Annotated in this window: 11 protein-coding genes; 10 read left to right on the forward strand and 1 reads right to left on the reverse strand. The window is 47.3% G+C overall.

Features of this window, described 5'->3' with window-relative positions:
- The first annotated feature begins 22 nt into the window (after window positions 1–22).
- The 7 genes from lepB to queA all read left to right on the forward strand — a co-directional run bounded on the left by lepB (window position 23) and on the right by queA (window position 6,250).
- Window positions 23–1,030, forward strand: a complete 1,008-nt coding sequence (gene lepB / locus SPIGRAPES_RS01960; RefSeq protein WP_014269102.1) for a signal peptidase I — start codon at window positions 23–25, stop codon at window positions 1,028–1,030.
- Window positions 1,030–2,199, forward strand: a complete 1,170-nt coding sequence (hemW, locus tag SPIGRAPES_RS01965; protein ID WP_014269103.1) for a radical SAM family heme chaperone HemW — start codon at window positions 1,030–1,032, stop codon at window positions 2,197–2,199. The genes lepB and hemW overlap by 1 nt, the downstream gene beginning before the upstream one ends.
- Window positions 2,200–2,284: 85 nt before the next feature.
- Complete coding sequence (locus SPIGRAPES_RS01970) at window positions 2,285–3,034, forward strand: YebC/PmpR family DNA-binding transcriptional regulator (protein WP_014269104.1); 750 nt, start codon at window positions 2,285–2,287, stop codon at window positions 3,032–3,034.
- Between the two features lie 3 nt (window positions 3,035–3,037).
- The gene (locus SPIGRAPES_RS01975; protein ID WP_014269105.1) at window positions 3,038–3,532 is read left to right on the forward strand and encodes a crossover junction endodeoxyribonuclease RuvC; all 495 of its coding nucleotides are present in this window, start codon (window positions 3,038–3,040) and stop codon (window positions 3,530–3,532) included.
- Window positions 3,529–4,161, forward strand: coding sequence for a Holliday junction branch migration protein RuvA (gene ruvA, locus SPIGRAPES_RS01980; RefSeq protein WP_014269106.1), 633 nt, complete (start codon window positions 3,529–3,531; stop codon window positions 4,159–4,161). Before SPIGRAPES_RS01975 ends, ruvA begins: the two co-directional genes overlap by 4 nt.
- A gap of 3 nt (window positions 4,162–4,164) precedes the next feature.
- Entirely contained in the window at window positions 4,165–5,235 is a 1,071-nt protein-coding gene (gene ruvB, locus SPIGRAPES_RS01985; protein WP_014269107.1) for a Holliday junction branch migration DNA helicase RuvB, read from the forward strand.
- On the forward strand, window positions 5,210–6,250 hold the full coding sequence (gene queA, locus SPIGRAPES_RS01990) for a tRNA preQ1(34) S-adenosylmethionine ribosyltransferase-isomerase QueA (RefSeq protein WP_014269108.1): 1,041 nt from the start codon (window positions 5,210–5,212) through the stop codon (window positions 6,248–6,250). The genes ruvB and queA overlap by 26 nt, the downstream gene beginning before the upstream one ends.
- On the opposite strand, the gene tmk is transcribed toward queA, so the two are convergent.
- Window positions 6,247–6,852, reverse strand: a complete 606-nt coding sequence (tmk, locus tag SPIGRAPES_RS01995) for a dTMP kinase (protein WP_014269109.1) — start codon at window positions 6,850–6,852, stop codon at window positions 6,247–6,249. The genes queA and tmk overlap by 4 nt on opposite strands.
- Window positions 6,853–7,017: 165 nt before the next feature.
- On the opposite strand from tmk, the gene SPIGRAPES_RS02000 reads away from it, so the two are divergent.
- Genes SPIGRAPES_RS02000 through mutS form a run of 3 tightly spaced genes read left to right on the forward strand, consistent with a single transcriptional unit; the run spans window position 7,018 to window position 16,873 of the window.
- Window positions 7,018–11,685 carry a translocation/assembly module TamB domain-containing protein gene (locus SPIGRAPES_RS02000; RefSeq protein ID WP_014269110.1) on the forward strand — a complete coding sequence of 1,556 codons (4,668 nt, stop codon included), beginning with the start codon at window positions 7,018–7,020 and terminating at the stop codon, window positions 11,683–11,685.
- A 20-nt stretch (window positions 11,686–11,705) separates the two neighbouring features.
- Complete coding sequence (gene bamA, locus SPIGRAPES_RS02005) at window positions 11,706–14,261, forward strand: outer membrane protein assembly factor BamA (protein ID WP_014269111.1); 2,556 nt, start codon at window positions 11,706–11,708, stop codon at window positions 14,259–14,261.
- A 2-nt stretch (window positions 14,262–14,263) separates the two neighbouring features.
- The gene (mutS, locus tag SPIGRAPES_RS02010) at window positions 14,264–16,873 is read left to right on the forward strand and encodes a DNA mismatch repair protein MutS (RefSeq protein WP_014269112.1); all 2,610 of its coding nucleotides are present in this window, start codon (window positions 14,264–14,266) and stop codon (window positions 16,871–16,873) included.
- The last annotated feature ends 4 nt before the right edge of the window (window positions 16,874–16,877 follow it).

Genomic DNA, 16,877 nt, shown 5'->3' on the forward strand with positions numbered 1-16,877 from the left:
CTATTGTGCTACTTTGCTAAATATGGATAAAATTTGGACTTTTCTTGAGAAAAAGACAGTCAGTATCCTTACCCGCCGAAAGGCTGAGAAAGCGTACGAACTTGCCAACAAGAAACCACGTACCGTCGTGGGAGAGATCAAAGGCTGGGCAGACGCCCTTGTCTTTGCCGTGGTTGCGGTTTTTTTGATCAACCAATACTTGTTTCAGTTATTTCTTATCCCTACACCCTCGATGGTAAATACACTGCTTGTCAGAGACCGGGTATTTGTAAGCAAGACCAGCTACGGTATTGAAATCTACCCCAGCGGACCAAAGATTGCCCAGGCAAACCGGATGGTGCACCGGGACAATATCATTACGTTCTATAATCCGGAATATATCTCAAAGGGTCCTTTTTTTGACATCCTCTCCCAGATTCTCTACATGAGCACCTTTTCCCTGGTAAATATCGACAGGAATGAAGACGGCTCGATTGCCGAGCGCCTATATGTCAAACGAGCGATCGGATTTCCCGGTGATGTAATCCGTTTCCAGGAAGGCAACGTCTACATCCGCCCCTCTGGAAGTGATTCCTTCATTGACGAAAACACATTCCGGGCGGAAAACAATCTGGTCGACGGCCCACACCGCAGCGTGGATGCCTCTACCTATGATGGTATCAAAGCATGGGGGTCCTTGTTCGGGTACAAGGAACTTGGCATACAGGCAAATAGTGCGCCGACCTACCTTTCCTCTGCCTACCTTTCGGTCAAGAACGATAACTACCCGGATGACATGTACCAGTTCGAGACTTCCAAAATGAGGACAAAGGCATTATTCGACCCGAGCGATTTCAACTCCAGAAGCGATAGCCATAAGTACAGCCAAGGGATCTACGTACCCCAAGGTTCCATTCTTCCTTTAGGTGATAACCGCGACGATTCCCGCGACGGTCGTTATTTCGGGCCTATTTCCCAGAAAAAAATCAACGGAAGGGTTCTTTTTCGCTTTTTCCCGTTCAATCGTATCGGATATCTGGGTAATAAATAGTGAGTGAACTCCTATTGGTTGACAATCTTTCGCTATACGTACATATCCCTTTTTGCAACAGTTGTTGTTCCTACTGTGCTTTCTACTCGGAGCCAAGAGGGGCCTGGCAACAGTACAAAGAAGCCTATGTCGACCGTCTGGAACGGGAAATTCTATTCTATGCAGACAAATTGCACAAACCCTTCGAGACCATTTTCTTCGGGGGAGGCAACCCTGGGTGCCTTTCCTTCGAACAGCTCGAAAGGTTGCTGAAAGCAAGCCAACTCTTCGGGAAAAGCAAAGAATGTACCATTGAGATGAACCCTGAGAGTTTTTCGCCTGCCTTTTTCCCGCTTTTTGCACAGAAGCTTGTTTCCCGCCTGAGCATGGGTATCCAGAGCATGGACGACACGTCCTTGAAAAACCTGGGCAGGAATGCCTCGCGTTCAGATAATTTACAGGGAATTGCCTACGCAAAACAGGTGCATGCTCTCTACGGCACAGACCTTTCGTTCGACCTTATGACCTGCATCCCGGGACAGACTGTCGAACAGGCCCTTGCAGATATCGATGACTTGGTCTTTCTTGCAGACCCTACGCATATCAGCCTCTACTGCCTCACGATTGAGGAAGGGACAGAGCTTGCACGGAAAGTGGATTCGAATATGGTTTCGCTTCTTACCGAAGACAACCAGGAAAAAATGCTCTCTGCCTGCTATCTTCATCTTAAGAAACTCGGGTATCGGCACTATGAGATTTCGAACTTCGCAAAGCAGGGCAAACGCTGCCTGCATAATCTCAGATATTGGAATCTATCCAGTTATCTGGGGCTTGGAAGCAGCGCAGCCTCTACCTTGGTGGAAGAAGACCAGGTAAAATCCCTTACCCAGGAGCAGGACCTTGCAACCTTTTCTTCAGGAGAAATCTTCAGCGGATATGCTGTAGAAATCCTGACAAAGGTCGAATATCTGGAAGAATACCTTCTCATGGCACTGCGTACCGACGAAGGTATCGACAAAGTGCAATTCTCTGCAAGGTTTGGATATGACTTTGACAAGCTCTTTGGGAAAACCGTTAAAACCTTCGAGCCTTTTTGGTATTTCGACTCCCCTCAGTCTTTCTTTCTGAGCGAGCAGGGAATGATGTTCCTTGACGATATTGTGCTAAGGCTCGCCATGGCGGTTTTTTAACCCCTTGACCGGTCCCTCCTGTTGTGATAGCGTAAGTGGGTTCATTTTTTATATAACGCATACTAAAATTTTAAGAGGTTCAATTATGTCCGGCCATAGCAAATGGGCTACAATCAAACACAAAAAAGGTATCGCCGATGCAAAGCGCGGCCAGAAATTCACAAAACTGATCAAAGAAATTTCAGTTGCCGCAAAGATGGGTGGGTCAGACCCAGACACGAATGCCCGGCTTCGCACTGCTGTCCTTAAGGCAAGGGCTGAGAATATGCCCAAAGACAATATTGACAGGGCAATCAAGAAAGGTGCCGGAGAACTCGGTACTTCCGTATATTATGAACTTACCTATGAAGGTTACGCCCCTGGTGGTGTAGCAATCATTATTGATACGCTTACCGACAACAAGAACAGAACGGCAAGTGATGTCCGTTCCACATTGACAAAATCAGGCGGTACCCTCGGTGCTACCGGTTGTGTCTCGTATATGTTCCAGACGAAAGGTATCATCATTTTTGATGCATCAAAGTACACTGAGGAACAGATTTTTGAGGTCGCCCTTGAAAACGGAGCCGATGATGTCACGACGAACGAAGATTCAATCGAAGTAACGACTTCACCGGCAGACTTTGCCAATGTTCTCGAAGCGCTGCAGGCAGCCGGTTTTGAGCAGGAAAGTGCTGAAATCGAGAAGATTGCAGACCAGATGGTTACCCTTGAGACAGAAAGGGCCCGTAAAGTCCTGAAGATTGTCGACCGACTCGAAGAACTCGACGATGTCCAGGAAGTTTTTACCAACCTTGATCTCCCCGATGATTTCGAGGAAGGTGACGAAGCGTAACGCATGCGAATCCTCGGTATTGATCCAGGATATGCACAGACAGGCTGGGGCGTTGTCGATTCAAACGGGCAACGTAACCGGCCTGTTTCTTTTGGAATAATCAAAACATCCCCAACGATGCCTGACATTGAACGGATTCATTTCATTGCTGCATCGATTGGTAAGATTGCGGAAGAGCAGCAGGTTGAAATCTGCGGAATGGAAGATATATTCTTTACCAAGAATGTCAGTTCGGCTATACCGGTTGCAAAAGTCATAGGGGCCGCGGTGCACCAGCTTTCCATCCAGAATATCGAGGTCAGGCTCTTCAGCCCGCCAACTATCAAGATTGCGGTAACGGGGTATGGAGGCGCGGATAAAAAGCAAATCCAGGAGATGGTCAGGATTTTGCTGGGATTTGAGAAAATCCCCAAACCTGACCATGCAGCTGACGCTTTGGCTGTTGCCATCTGTCTTTCAGTCTTTGACGCTACACAGAAAAGGATACAGGGAAAATGATTAATGCAATCATCGGAGACATTGTCACCATCAGTGAAGGGGAAGTCATACTGCGTGCGGGTTATGTTGAATACCGCCTCCTCATTACTGGCCAGACATCCAGCAGGCTCAGCCAGTTGCAGGTAGAAGACCGCCAGAAAGTTCGGTTGCTGTCTGTATTGCATCACCGTGAAGACAGCATGACACTCTTTGGTTTCTTCGACGAACAGGAACGGGATGCATTCACTCAGTTGCAAAGTGTTTCCGGGATCGGCTCAAAACAAGCCCTGAAAATACTTTCCGGTATCAGCGTGAAGCAATTGGCCCTTGCCCTTGACAGTGGAAATGTAAAACTGCTTTCCTCGATTCCGGGTATCGGCCCAAAGACAGGCCAGAAAATGATTCTCGCACTCAGGAATATGCTGGTGCTTGACGATGAAAAAACCATTTCCCCGTCATCCTCCAAAAACGGAAAGCTCAAGAAATGGACAGATATTCTCGATGCCCTGTTTGATATGGGCTATGACCGCAAACGCAGCGAGGAAGTCTTGGATACGCTGCTTATCCAGTTAGGACCACAGCTTGAGTCCCTGGGTAGGCACGAAGCGGAGGAGTTACTCTTCCGCAATGCAATAGTTGCATTGGGGTAGTGCATGGAAGATTTTGAAACGGACCTGAAAGACCTTGACGAACTGCAGAGCAGCTCTGTCGTCTCTACTTCCTTCCAGCAGGAAGCCGATGTCCAGGAAAATATTCTCAGACCGAAAATGCTTTGCGATTTCCAAGGCCAGCAACAGTTGAAAGACAACCTCTCCATCTTTATCAGGGCAGCTCGTGAACGAGAGGAACCGCTTGACCATACATTTCTCATCGGTCCTCCCGGATTGGGGAAGACGACCCTTGCCTCGATCATTGCCAACGAAATGGGTTCGGAAATCCGTATGACCAGTGCCCCGGCTTTAGACAAACCCAAAGATCTTGCAGGCATCTTGACCAATGTCACCGAGGGCTCTGTTTTCTTTATTGACGAAATCCATCGTCTCAAGCCTGCCCTGGAAGAGATGCTCTATATTGCCATGGAGGATTTTGAAATCGACTGGGTCATCGGACAGGGACCTGCAGCAAGGACGATGAGAATCCCTCTCCCCAAATTCACCCTTGTCGGGGCCACTACCAAAGCCGGTTCTGTTTCCAGCCCGCTTTCCTCACGCTTTGGCATAACCTGCCATATTGAATTCTACAATGAAAAGGAACTGGCTCAGATTATTGCAAGGTCAGCTACGATCATGGATATTTCCATTTCAAAGGATGCAATCGATCTGTTGGCAAAATGTAGCAGGGGAACCCCCAGGATTGCGAACAGGCTTCTCAAACGCCTCCGCGATTTTGCAACAGTCCTTGGTGACGGGATTATTACCACCGAGATAGTCCATCATGGAATGGGCCGTCTGGGCATCGACCTCAATGGCCTGGAAAAACAAGACAGGAATATTTTAAGGACTATCATCGAATTTTACGATGGCGGCCCTGTCGGAGCAGAGACCTTAAGCATTTCGGTGGGAGAAGCCATTGAATCGCTTGAGGATTTCTATGAACCGTACCTTATCCAGAAAGGATACCTTAAAAGAACCCCGCGCGGACGAATGACAACAAAGAAAGCCTATGACTTGCTCGGGCTTTCCAGCATAAGGAACAGTAATGAAGATCAAGGAATTCTCTTTTGACTTACCGCCTGAACTCATTGCCCAGACTCCTGCAGAGAGAAGGGGCAATGACAGGCTTTTGGTTTTGGATAGAAAAAACGGGACCTACACCGATGCAATGATGCAGGATTTTGTGGACTACCTCGAAGAGGGTAGTGTCATCGTGATCAATAATAGCAAAGTAAGAAAAGCACGCGTTTTCGGAATGAGTGAAACAGGCGGTAGGGTAGAATTCCTGTTCCTCGAGGAAAACCTCGACCATAGTTGGCAGGTTATGGTCACGAAACTAAAGAAGCAACGCGTGGGGAAACGATATCATTTTGCAAATGAAGAAGGTTCCCTTTCCTATAACGCCGAGATTATCAGCGAAAATGAGGATGGGACCCGTACCATTGCTTTTGCACAACCGCTTGACGAATCTTTCTTCCAGGAACTGGGACACGTCCCTTTGCCACCCTATATAAAACGGGAAGACGATTTCAAAGACGAGACACGCTATCAGACTGTATTTGCCAAGACGGAGGGTTCTGTAGCCGCCCCGACAGCAGGCTTGCATTTCACCCAGGAAATCATTGACAGGATATTACAAAAAGGGTGTACCTTTGCACCGATAACATTGCATGTTGGTCCGGGCACCTTCCTTCCAGTCAGGACGGAAGACCTCGAAGACCATCATATGCATTACGAGCGGTTTGAAGTCAGTGAAGAAACGGCAAGGATCGTAACTGAGGCAAAGAAGGCTGGCAAAAAAATTGTCGCCACTGGGACGACAAGCGTAAGGACTCTGGAAAGTGCCTTCAATGTAGAACAACAGCTGCTCGCCCCCGGCTTAAACAGGACAAACCTATTTATCATGCCCGGTTACCAGTGGAAGGTTGTCGACCAACTTCTCACCAATTTCCATACCCCGGAATCTACCTTGCTGGTGCTAGTATCAACCTTCGCCGGCAGAGACCATATCATGGGGGCCTATGCCCATGCCGTAGAAGAGAGATATCGCTTCTATAGCTATGGGGATGCAATGTTCATACGCTAGAACAGAACTTTTTGGATCTGTCGGGCAATTTCCTCCTTGGGAAGGAGCCCGTCGATCCTGACAAGGATGACCTCCTTGGAAAGGGTAGAGAAGATTCTCTCATAGTTATGCTTTACCTTTTCCAAGAAATCCTTCTTTTCGAACAGTTCCTCGGTGAGTCCCCGACCGGTTATTCTTCTCAGGCACTCTTCGACCGGTGTATCGATGTAAAATATATATTGAGGAGCCGGGAAATCATTTATACTGGCAATTTTATCGTAGTCGCATTCAACCCCCTGATAGGCAAGCGAAGAATAGAAATATCTGTCACAGATGACCATTTTTCCACTTTCCAGGTCATTGACAATCCCATTGATTGGATTATACAGGTGATCCTCCCTGTCTGCGGCATACAGCATGGCCAGGGCAAGCGGGGTAGTCACTATCTGTTTTTGCAATACGGATCTTACCAGGCGACCTATCGGTTTGTCGGTAGGCTCAAAAGTTGCCCTGCAGGATATGTCCGACCGATCACAGGCCTCTGCAAGTAATTTCATCTGGGTTGTGGTCCCCGCTCCGTCCAATCCTTCGAAAACAACGAAATTATGTAAAACTGAAGGCATAGTAATTCTCCTTGGTTCTAATATGGTATCGTAAACAATACAGGCAGTAAATCTGTTTCTCTCGCAAAAACACCTACAGTTTACCTTTCATCTTCACCTTAGGCTCACCAAAAGTGATGCCAAACCAAAAACAATAAGATATACTGTTGCAAAGGTGCGCTAATTTTGAGATACCATACAACCGCCAAAGACATAGCAGTTTCCATTCTCGTCGTACTTTCCTGTATGGCGATTTGTCTGTATGGTATTCTTTCTTTCCAAATGGGTAATCCCGCACAACCCTTGGCCGATTTTATCCTTGGCCGATTTGACCGGGGAGGAAACCTCTCCATAACAGCTGAAACCCTTGACCGTGGTTTTTTCAAGAAAATCGAGCTGAACAAAATCAGCGTTACCGATTCCGGGACTACACCCTTTACAGCGGAGAGCCTTTTGGTCCAAGAACCGCTGCAAACCGTTTTGCTTTCGTTTTTCCAGGGAAACAGGACTTTTTCTTTGGAAGCCCAGAATCCTGTGCTCGATATGACAGTATCGAATTTGTCTTTCAACTCCCAGGGTTCTTCGCTTCCGAATCGATTCCTCAATTCCTGGTTGAACAGAAATTCTTTGTCGTTCACTGCAAATTCCCTTTCTGCGAACCTTTCACTGCCTCAGTTGGCAACCAGCATCGAGGATGCCGATGTTTCTTTGAAACTGGGAAAAAATCTATCATTTGTGTCACTCACAGCAGCCATCGGTGAAGGAAATCTTACCTATGGGAACGATTCGTTCCATGCAAAAACCATTACACTCTCCTTTAATAAGCAATTGCAGCTGCAATTGCTTGCCCAATCGGCAATCTCTCATTTTGCAGACTCTGACATTTCCTTCTCGAAGCTAGTTATCCAATCCCAGTTTCCTTCTTTCAACCTATCCGAAGGCGTAACGGTATTTGATGTTTCGCTCGGAGCATTGACATTGGCAAGGAGTGAAGGAATATTCACTATTCCGAATCTCTCCGGAAAGCTAACGCTCGAGAAAGCTAAGCCTTCGCTTGCCGAGGCTTCCTTCGATTCTTTGCGCTTTGAAAGCAACGATTACCTGGTAACGATGCCTACAAGCAGTGCCAATGCAAAATTCTTGGAAAATTCCATGCTCATTGGCTTCGGTACAAAAGAAGGGGAAAACATCACCCTTGTAAAGTCGGGGGAGGAACCGGTTGTATTCAACTCCTTGCAGGGATCAGTCGAATTACAGGACGGCGGACGCCAATACGCCCAGCTTTCCCTGCGTGAGCTTGAGACAAGCCTCTTTGGCTGGAAGATTTCCCTAGGCAATATACAGGTTTCAGCACAGGGGCTTGCTGACAGTAAAGGGTATCAGAGCCTTGACCTATCAATGGAAACCGGTACCTCACTGCTCTGGGAAAAACAGAATATTAGCCTGGCAAGCCCTCTTTCCTTATCCCTGCACTTCACACAGTATTTCTCAAAGCTTTCCAGTTCCGTTGATCTCACTTCGCTCACCACTAACCTTGCAAAGGGAAACTTCTCACTCTCCACCGGATATCAGAATGATTTTGGGCAGCAGCAAATCCAGACAGAGCTCTCCTACGGGGACCAATTATCCATCTATGCCCTATATGACCTCCCCAGTTCACAAAAAGGAACCCTTTCTTTGGATTCCCGCCTCCAAAACCTTGACATTACTGCTTTCCAGACTGTTATCGATACCTATGCCCCCTTCTTGAACCCGTATCTTTCCGAGGACTCCCTCCTGACCGGAAACTTCTCTTTCCAGTCAACGCAGGGGAAAGGAAAACTCTTTGGCTTCGATGGTACTTTGTCTGCCGACTTAGCCCTTTTGGGCCTTTCGGTCGGCAACAGGACCCTTAATGCTGGCTCCACATTGCTGGCCCATATAAACACAGACTCGGTAGCCATAGATTCCATGACCCTGACGACTTCGGGGTATCGAATGCTCTTCAATGGGACAACAGCCATCGGCACCTGGCTTCCTTCCGGCAACCTGTCACTTTCCAACGTGGCTGATGGTTCAACCTTGTTTTCCGTCGGGTTCTCCCCCTTCCCTCCGAAAAAATACCGTTTTTCCATAACGACACCCCTGATGGAATCCTTTGCGATCGACGGGAGCATTGAACAGGGCAATGTGGGAACGGTTTTCAGCCAAGCCACGTTGTCCCTGTTGGATAAAAACTATCCCTTGGATATTGATTTCTCTGCCAATACCCTTGATTTCAATCTCCAAAGCGGAAAGGAATTGTCGGTGGCAGCTTCTTTCATTCCCCCTGTCTCGGTACAGGTGAAGAGCAAAAAGTTGCCCATACCTACGATTTCTTTCCTGAAGGATTCGCAGATTACGGGGAACCTTTCGTTTACCATCAACAATTTGCATGACTGGGAATTGCTATCCGATACCATCAATGTTGAGCCGTTGTATCTTTTCGGCAAGAATTATTCGTTATCAGGTTCGCTTTCCGCTATTCCCACGAGGATCAAAATCGATTCCCTGTCACTCTCTGATGGGTCCAAGGACTTTGTTGGGAACTTCCTTTACCAAGGAACAGAAATTATCGAGAACGTACAGGCCAAACTGATGCAGCCTTTTACTGTATCCTTTGCTATGGATGATTCGGACAGACAGCGTTTTGAAATCGCCCTGTCTTCAGAAGGTGAAAGGATAGAGGGGATAACGACTATCAAGGCCCTGGACCTGGGAAGCCTGAACCCACAGCTAGCAGGTTTGCTGCTCGATGCCTCCTTTGTAGGATTTACCGATTTTTCCGAAATCCTGGATATAGATGGGAACCTCACTCTTTCGAGTACCGATGCCTGGAAGAAGCCACTTTCGGCGAAAACCGACATCATTGTCAAAAACAATTTGCTTACGTTTGACAATGCAACTGTCACATATGGAGAATCGTCCATAGAGGATTTCGCGCTTTCTTTGGATACGGATAAAGGCCTTCTCACTTCACTCGGTCGGTTTGTTTCTGTCAAACACCTCGTCTACAAAGACCAGGACACCCATTTCAACTATACCTTCGACCTTGGCTTTACCCCTGCAGAGAGTATTTTTGACCTATCCGGCACTATTAAAAACATTCACGAAAACCAATTGACGGCAACGCTGTCGGTCACTGATATTCTGCTTCTTGGAGAAAAAGGTATTTCAGACGGGATCTATACTATTTCCTATCAGAATGGTGACCTGAAAGTGGATAGTTCCCTTTTGAAGCTTGGCTATGATTTACATACCAATTCTTTCTCGGGATCCCTGGACAAGCGGTTTGGAGTCGGAGGTGATTTTATTGGCTCCTTGAACCAGGAAAATATTTACCTGGAAGCAGACAATATTTTCTTCCCGCTTCCTTTGCTCAACAGGATATTCCCCAAACCGATACTTACGTTCCTTGAAGGCAACGTCGAGGGGGAAATGCTCCTCAGCGGGGCTCCGGCAAACTTGAAAGTCTATGGACAACTGTTTGTGGACAATGTCAAACTACAGATATTCTGGCTTCAAAAGGATATTGTCTCAGCCAAGAACGTAACGGCTTCTTTCAACGGCGAACGCGGTACTACCTCCTTCTTCCCCTTCTTCTCGACCAATCTCACGACAGGGGAGACTGTCCAAGGCAGAGGAAAGGTTTCCGCATCCCTGAATGGCCTTTCGATTTCCAATTATCAGATAAATGCCACCACTGACTCAGGTTCTGTTTTCATTTGGCTCCCCATACTTGATATCGACGCAGACATCAAGGCCTATGCAAGTGGGGATTTTGAGCTTTCCGGCGTAGGGAATGAAACATGGATTTCCGGTGATGTACTCATTGAGAACGCTTCTATGAGCATGGGTATCAAGGACTTACCCCCTTGGTATCTAGCGGGCCATACGACAAGTACCGATTTCAACATTACTACAGGAAAGAACGTTTCCTTCTTCTATCCAAACCCTGTAAACCCGATTATCAATGCAACCATCAACGAAAACCAAAAGCTTGCATTCCTGTATGACCATAAGAGCAAGGTTTTCAACCTTGATGGGGTCTTTTCCTTCCGAAGCGGTGAAATCTTTTATTTCCAGAAAAATTTCTTTATCACCGAAGGCTCCCTCTCGTTACATACCGATGCCCTCTCCGGCCAGGATGGTATCCAACCCAAGATCAATCTCAGAGCAAAGATGGCAGACTTTGACACCAGCGGGAACAGGGTAGACATCTATCTCGTTTTGCGTGAAAGCACCTTGACCAACCTCAACCCGACCTTCGAGAGTGTCCCCTCAAAGGATATCAATGAAATACTTGAAATCCTTGGTCAGAGTATATTGCCAACCGGCGCCTACGGCCAGGTAAACCTCTCAAGTGTGGCTTCACTTGCTGTTGCAGCTACCGACGTCGCGGAACGCCTGGGCCTGATAACCAACAACGGGACTACTGATCTTACCGAAATCATCCGGATATCCCTAGGGCTGGACATGTTCAGTCTCAGGAGCAATATCGTACAGAATGTTTTGATCGAGGCCTTGCCTGGCAGTACCTATTCTTCCACATCCAGTCCCTTGGCAAGATACCTCAATAATACGACAATGTTTATGGGCAAATATATCGGCAACAATTCCTTTTTGCAGGCGCTTCTGCACTTGACTGCAATGGATAGTTCAAAAGTTACCAGGTCTTTCCTTGTCCCTGACCTTTCTCTCGATTTGGAACTTTCGCTGGAATGGAACAACCCTCTCAGTACCTTCTCGCTTTTTACTCAGCCGAATGAGTTGTCGGTTTACAATATTTTGGATACCATTGGTTTTAGTGTAACCCGCAGGATAGTACTGCGTTAGTCATATAAATAGGAGTCATCATGAACAACCGGAAAATGCATAGGGTCTTGAGCCTTTTGCTTGTATTTTTCTTTACGGCATCAGTATTGGTTGCAGCAGAAGAAACCCCTTGGTATACAGGGAAAAAAATAGTTTCATTTGAAAATATTGGACTTCAGAATGTACCGGAAAGCAAAGTGGCTGATCTTCAATATAAATATATCGGCAAAGTGTTTACCGATGAACTTTTCAACGAATTGCAGGGAGAACTCTACGCCCAGGACAATTTTCTCTATTTTTTAGCAGATGCCCAGCGAACCGGAGAGGGCGACAATGATTTGAAAATTGTCATGACTTTCTATGAGCTCCCCTATGTAAACTCGGCAGTAATAACCGGAAATGATGGGATAAAAACCAAAGCAATCGAGGAGGCCCTGACCGTTCGCCAGGGATCATTCCTCCAAGACCAGAACCTTGAGAATTCAAAAGAGGCTGTAAAGGAAATTTATTTTGCCAAAGGTTTCCCTGATGTCAAGATTTCTTCTGAGTATACGGTCGACGAGGCAACAAACAAAGCTACGGTAACCTATTCCATCGAGGAAGGCCCCCAGAAGAAAATCGGTGAGATCTTATTCGAAGGCAATGAGAAACTTAATTCAGACCTTTTGAAAAAACAGATTGAAAGCAAGGCTACAAGTTATTTCAATGCAGGGTATTACACACAGAAAACCATCGACTCCGACAAAGAAAAACTGGTTACTTTCTACAGGAACAACGGATATATCGATGCAAAGGTCACTGATGTAAGAACCGAGGATATTAGTTCTGAAGATGACAAATTCACGAGACTAAGGGTCGTCTATTCTATCGTAGAAGGTCCACAGTGGTTGTTCGGGGGAATCACGGTAGAAGGAAACGAAGTCTTCACCGCCGAGCAGTTCCAGAGCCTTGTCACCTTGAAAACCGGTTCTATCTTGGATTATTCCAAGGTGCAGTCAGAAATTTCAACAGTTGCCGACCTGTATTGGAATAACGGGTATATTTTCAACACCTTGTCGACCAAGGAGATCCGTGACGAGCAAACCAATACCATTTCCTATATTTTGACCGTCGTGGAAAACCAGCAGGCGGTTATCGAGGATATAAGGCTCGAGGGTCTGACAAAGACAAAGCCATATGTATTCATGCGGGAACTTACCTTCAAGGTAGGGGATATTTTCAGTAAAGAAAAACTGATCAAGAGTGCCCAGAACATTTACAATACCCTTATCGTTACCGATGTCCAATTCGATATCCTCAACGGGACACAGGAAGGCACGGTCATCCCAGTCTACAAGATTACCGAAGGAAACCAGATGGATATCCAGTTCGGTGCAACCTTCGGGGGGAATGTCGACGGTTTCCCGGTAAGCGGATTTTTGCAGTGGTCGGACAAGAACCTCGGGGGAACGGGAAGGGATCTTTCCATTTCCACAAACCTGAGCCCTGACACCCAGAGTATTTCCCTTTCCTTTTCAGATGGCTGGGTCGGAGACCGGCGTTGGAGCAACGGGTTGACCTTCTCTTTCGAACGGAGTTTCAAGGATTCCGTGCTGCAGACCTCAACGGAAGGGGATTACTACACGGGGCATGAGACAGACAGCAGTACGACCCCCTATCCTCTGGGCTATTCCAGTTATGAGAGTTACGAAGCTGCCAACAAGGCTCTCCCTTCATCCGAATATCTCATGGATTATTACTATTTCCGTCTGGCTGTCGGCTATAATACCGGTTATAAATTTATGTTTGATGCTGGTTCCCTGACAGTCTCGAGCGGGCTTTCCATCGGTTTGAACAAAGCCGTATATGACAAGGATCTCTATGACCCCTATGAAAGCCTCATCTACAAATATGGCGAACAATGGCAATTTTCCAACCGCCTGACACTTGGTCTCTCCTGGGATGGAAGGGATTTGATCGAGAATACCACAAAAGGGTACCTGCTCAGCCAGAATTTCACCTATGCCGGAGGATTCCTATTTGGATTATCGAATTACATCCGTTCCACAACCAGTGCCAGCGGGTATATTTCCCTGTTCACCTTTACCTTGGATGACAAACCTGCACATGGGGTATTGGGTGTAACCTCCTCGGTGAACATCATGCTCCCCCAGTATTACAACAACGGGGAAGACGGTGGCTGGGGATGGCATGACCCGAAACTCGGTGCTACCAAGTATGAGATGCTCTACATCGATGGTATGAACATCGGACGTGGTTTCAATGTCGTCTATGACCAGTCCTTCCTTTTCGATAACCAGATATCACTCAGTGTTCCCCTTGCGCAGAACATTTTGTCTGCCGAGGTCTTTGCCAGTGCCACGGGGGTAGCCTCCTACCTAAGCGATTTGAAAGGATGGGGATCGCTCAACTGGTACTTTGCCATGGGCGCAGGCATCAAGCTCAAGATACCAGGGTTCCCCCTTGGACTCTACCTTGTCAAGAATGCCACCTACAGTGACTCAAGCTTTGCCTGGGATGCAGGGACGATTTTCACCACTTCTAGTGATACCAGTGGTTTGAAACTGGTTCTCGCCATTACGACGACCCTCTATTGACCATGGGAGAGATTGAAAAGACAACCCCCATGATGATGCAATATCGCCTTATCAAGGAACAAAACCAAGATAAGGTGCTGTTTTTCCGCCTTGGGGATTTTTATGAGATGTTTGATACCGATGCCGTGGAAGTCTCACGCTTGCTCAACCTTACCTTGACCAAGCGTGCAGGCCAGGCAATGTGCGGTATTCCCTACCATGCAGCAAAGGCTTATATCAAACGGCTTCTTGACCTTGGGAAAAAAATTGCCATCTGCGAACAGGTTGAGTTGAATAACGATCCGAAACAGCTGGCCAGAAGGGAAGTCGTGCAGGTGGTTACCCCTGCAACCGTTGTTGATGATGATTTTCTGGATTCCCGGAGCAACAGTTATGTTTTATGCATAGCCTACCATCGCCAACGGTTCATGGTAAGTTATACGGATATAACCAACGGTGAGTTTACCCTCCGTTCTGCCGAAATGGATAAACAGTTCAATGCTTTGCTTGCAATCATCGAACAGGTAAAGCCCAGAGAGATCCTGGTCAACGAGGATGATTATTTTTTGCACTTGGATTTCCAACGGATAATCGATGCACAGAATGCTATGGTAACAAAGCTGCCTTCCTGGTTTTTCAAGGCCAAGGAAGGATACCAGCTTATGTGCGATCAAGTAGGCACCTGTTCATTGAAGGCATTTTCCCTGGATGCAAGTTCCCCGGAAGTCACCAGCGGGGGGGCTCTGCTGCGGTATGTCATCGATTCGGCCAAGACTGCTCTTGATCAGATCAGGGGATATACCCTTGCCGATGAGAATACGTTCCTCCAGATTGATGAATCGAGCAGAAAGAACCTTGAATTGCTGTTGAACCTCCAGGATGGAAACGAGCGGTATTCGCTTTTTTCGTCCATTGACGCTAGTGTTACCAGCGGAGGGGCACGACTTCTGAAAAAATGGATTTCCTTTCCCCTCATCGATAAAGAAAAAATCCTCGGCAGACAGGACTGGGTCCGTAGATATTGCGATGACCGCCTGGAACTGGATAGGACAAGGACCATCCTCAAGGGAGTCCTTGACCTCGAACGTCTTACAAGCAGGATTGCCATGGGCCGTTCCCTGCCACATGACCTGGTAGGCATTGCCAGAACAGTAAAGGCTTTTTTGGAGTTGGTCTCAGATTCCTTTTCCCTCTATCGGCCCCTCTTTGGCGATGGGTTCTCCGATGAGCAGATGCATGCACTGCTTGAGGTGGTGCAGACTATCGACAAGTCACTGAACGACCAATGTCAGGGTCCCTTTATGGAAGGGCAGGTAATCCTTGACGGATTCGACCCGGAATTGGATTCCCTGCGTTCCATCAAGGACAATGGAAAACAGATACTGGATACCTATCTTGGTAAAGTGCGTACCGAGACAGGGATTACTACCATGAAATTGTCCTCGAATAAAATCCTTGGTCATTTCCTCGAGGTCTCGAAGGGTCAAGTTGATAAAGTACCTTCTTCCTTTTATAGAAAACAGACACTGGTAAACGCCGAGCGCTATACCTCCGACGAGCTGATAGCCTGTGAGACCAAAATTCTGAAAAGCTCCTTTGAAGCGGAAAAACGCGAACGTGTCCTGTATGAGAATATCCTTTCGGAAACCCGGGAGCTGAGAAACCAGCTGTTATCAATCGGGAACTTTCTCAGCCAGGTAGACTGCCTGCAGGCCTTTGCTACCACCAGCATCCGCTACAATTATTGCTGCCCTGTTTTTACCGATTCAGACTGTCTGGAAATCGAGGGAGGCAGGCACCCGGTTGTTGAACAGCAACTGGGAGTCGGTTCCTTTGTGGCCAATGATTTGCACATTAAGCCTTCAGGCAATCGTTTTTGCCTGATAACAGGCCCCAACATGGCTGGTAAATCCACCTTTCTGCGCCAGAGCGCACTCATTGTCCTGCTTGCCCAGATCGGAAGTTTTGTTCCTGCAACCTCAGCCCGGCTTTCATTGGTCGATAGGCTCTATTGCAGGGTCGGTTCAAGCGACAACCTTGCCAGGGGAGAGTCAACCTTTCTGGTTGAAATGCAGGAGGCAGCCCATATCCTGAGAACCGCCAGCGCACGTTCGCTTGTAATCATGGATGAACTGGGAAGGGGTACGAGCACCCAGGACGGGATGTCGATTGCCTATGCCGTGATGCAATCTTTGCTTGAATTAGGCCCTAAGACCCTATTTGCCACCCATTACCATGAACTTGCCCAATTGGATACATCCTTGGTACAGCTTTTGACCCTTCAGGTGCTTGAGAAGGGTGGGGAGATACTTTTTGTCAGGAAAGTCATTGAGGGAATCGCGAACAGCAGCTACGGGCTGAACGTTGCAAAGATGGCAGGAATCCCGAATAAGGCACTGAGAACTGCATTGTCTTTCCAAAAGCGGCATTTCAGCGAATATGGTGTTGCCAACCCACAGCTTGATTTGTTTGCATCAGATTCTTCAGCAACCGAGATGGGAGGGGTACCGATCCTCACCGAGGTTGAAGCCGATGTACTGGAAAGGATCAAAGAGGTGGACATTCCCTCTTCTACGCCGATCTCTGCATTATTGCTGCTGGAGGATCTCAAAAAGAAACTTGAAGCGGATTAGGGTA

The sequence above is a fragment of the Sphaerochaeta pleomorpha str. Grapes genome (assembly GCF_000236685.1).
Classification (GTDB): domain Bacteria; phylum Spirochaetota; class Spirochaetia; order Sphaerochaetales; family Sphaerochaetaceae; genus Sphaerochaeta; species Sphaerochaeta pleomorpha.

Bases quoted from the DNA above. Each gene is read 5' to 3' on its own strand.
- lepB (WP_014269102.1), top strand. From the start codon at position 23: ATGGATAAAATTTGGACTTTTCTTGAGAAAAAGACAGTCAGTATCCTT.
- SPIGRAPES_RS01970 (WP_014269104.1), top strand. From the start codon at position 2,285: ATGTCCGGCCATAGCAAATGGGCTACAATCAAACACAAAAAAGGTATC.
- SPIGRAPES_RS01975 (WP_014269105.1), top strand. From the start codon at position 3,038: ATGCGAATCCTCGGTATTGATCCAGGATATGCACAGACAGGCTGGGGC.
- ruvA (WP_014269106.1), top strand. From the start codon at position 3,529: ATGATTAATGCAATCATCGGAGACATTGTCACCATCAGTGAAGGGGAA.
- ruvB (WP_014269107.1), top strand. From the start codon at position 4,165: ATGGAAGATTTTGAAACGGACCTGAAAGACCTTGACGAACTGCAGAGC.
- queA (WP_014269108.1), top strand. From the start codon at position 5,210: ATGAAGATCAAGGAATTCTCTTTTGACTTACCGCCTGAACTCATTGCC.
- tmk (WP_014269109.1), bottom strand. From the start codon at position 6,852: ATGCCTTCAGTTTTACATAATTTCGTTGTTTTCGAAGGATTGGACGGA.
- bamA (WP_014269111.1), top strand. From the start codon at position 11,706: ATGAACAACCGGAAAATGCATAGGGTCTTGAGCCTTTTGCTTGTATTT.
- mutS (WP_014269112.1), top strand. From the start codon at position 14,264: ATGGGAGAGATTGAAAAGACAACCCCCATGATGATGCAATATCGCCTT.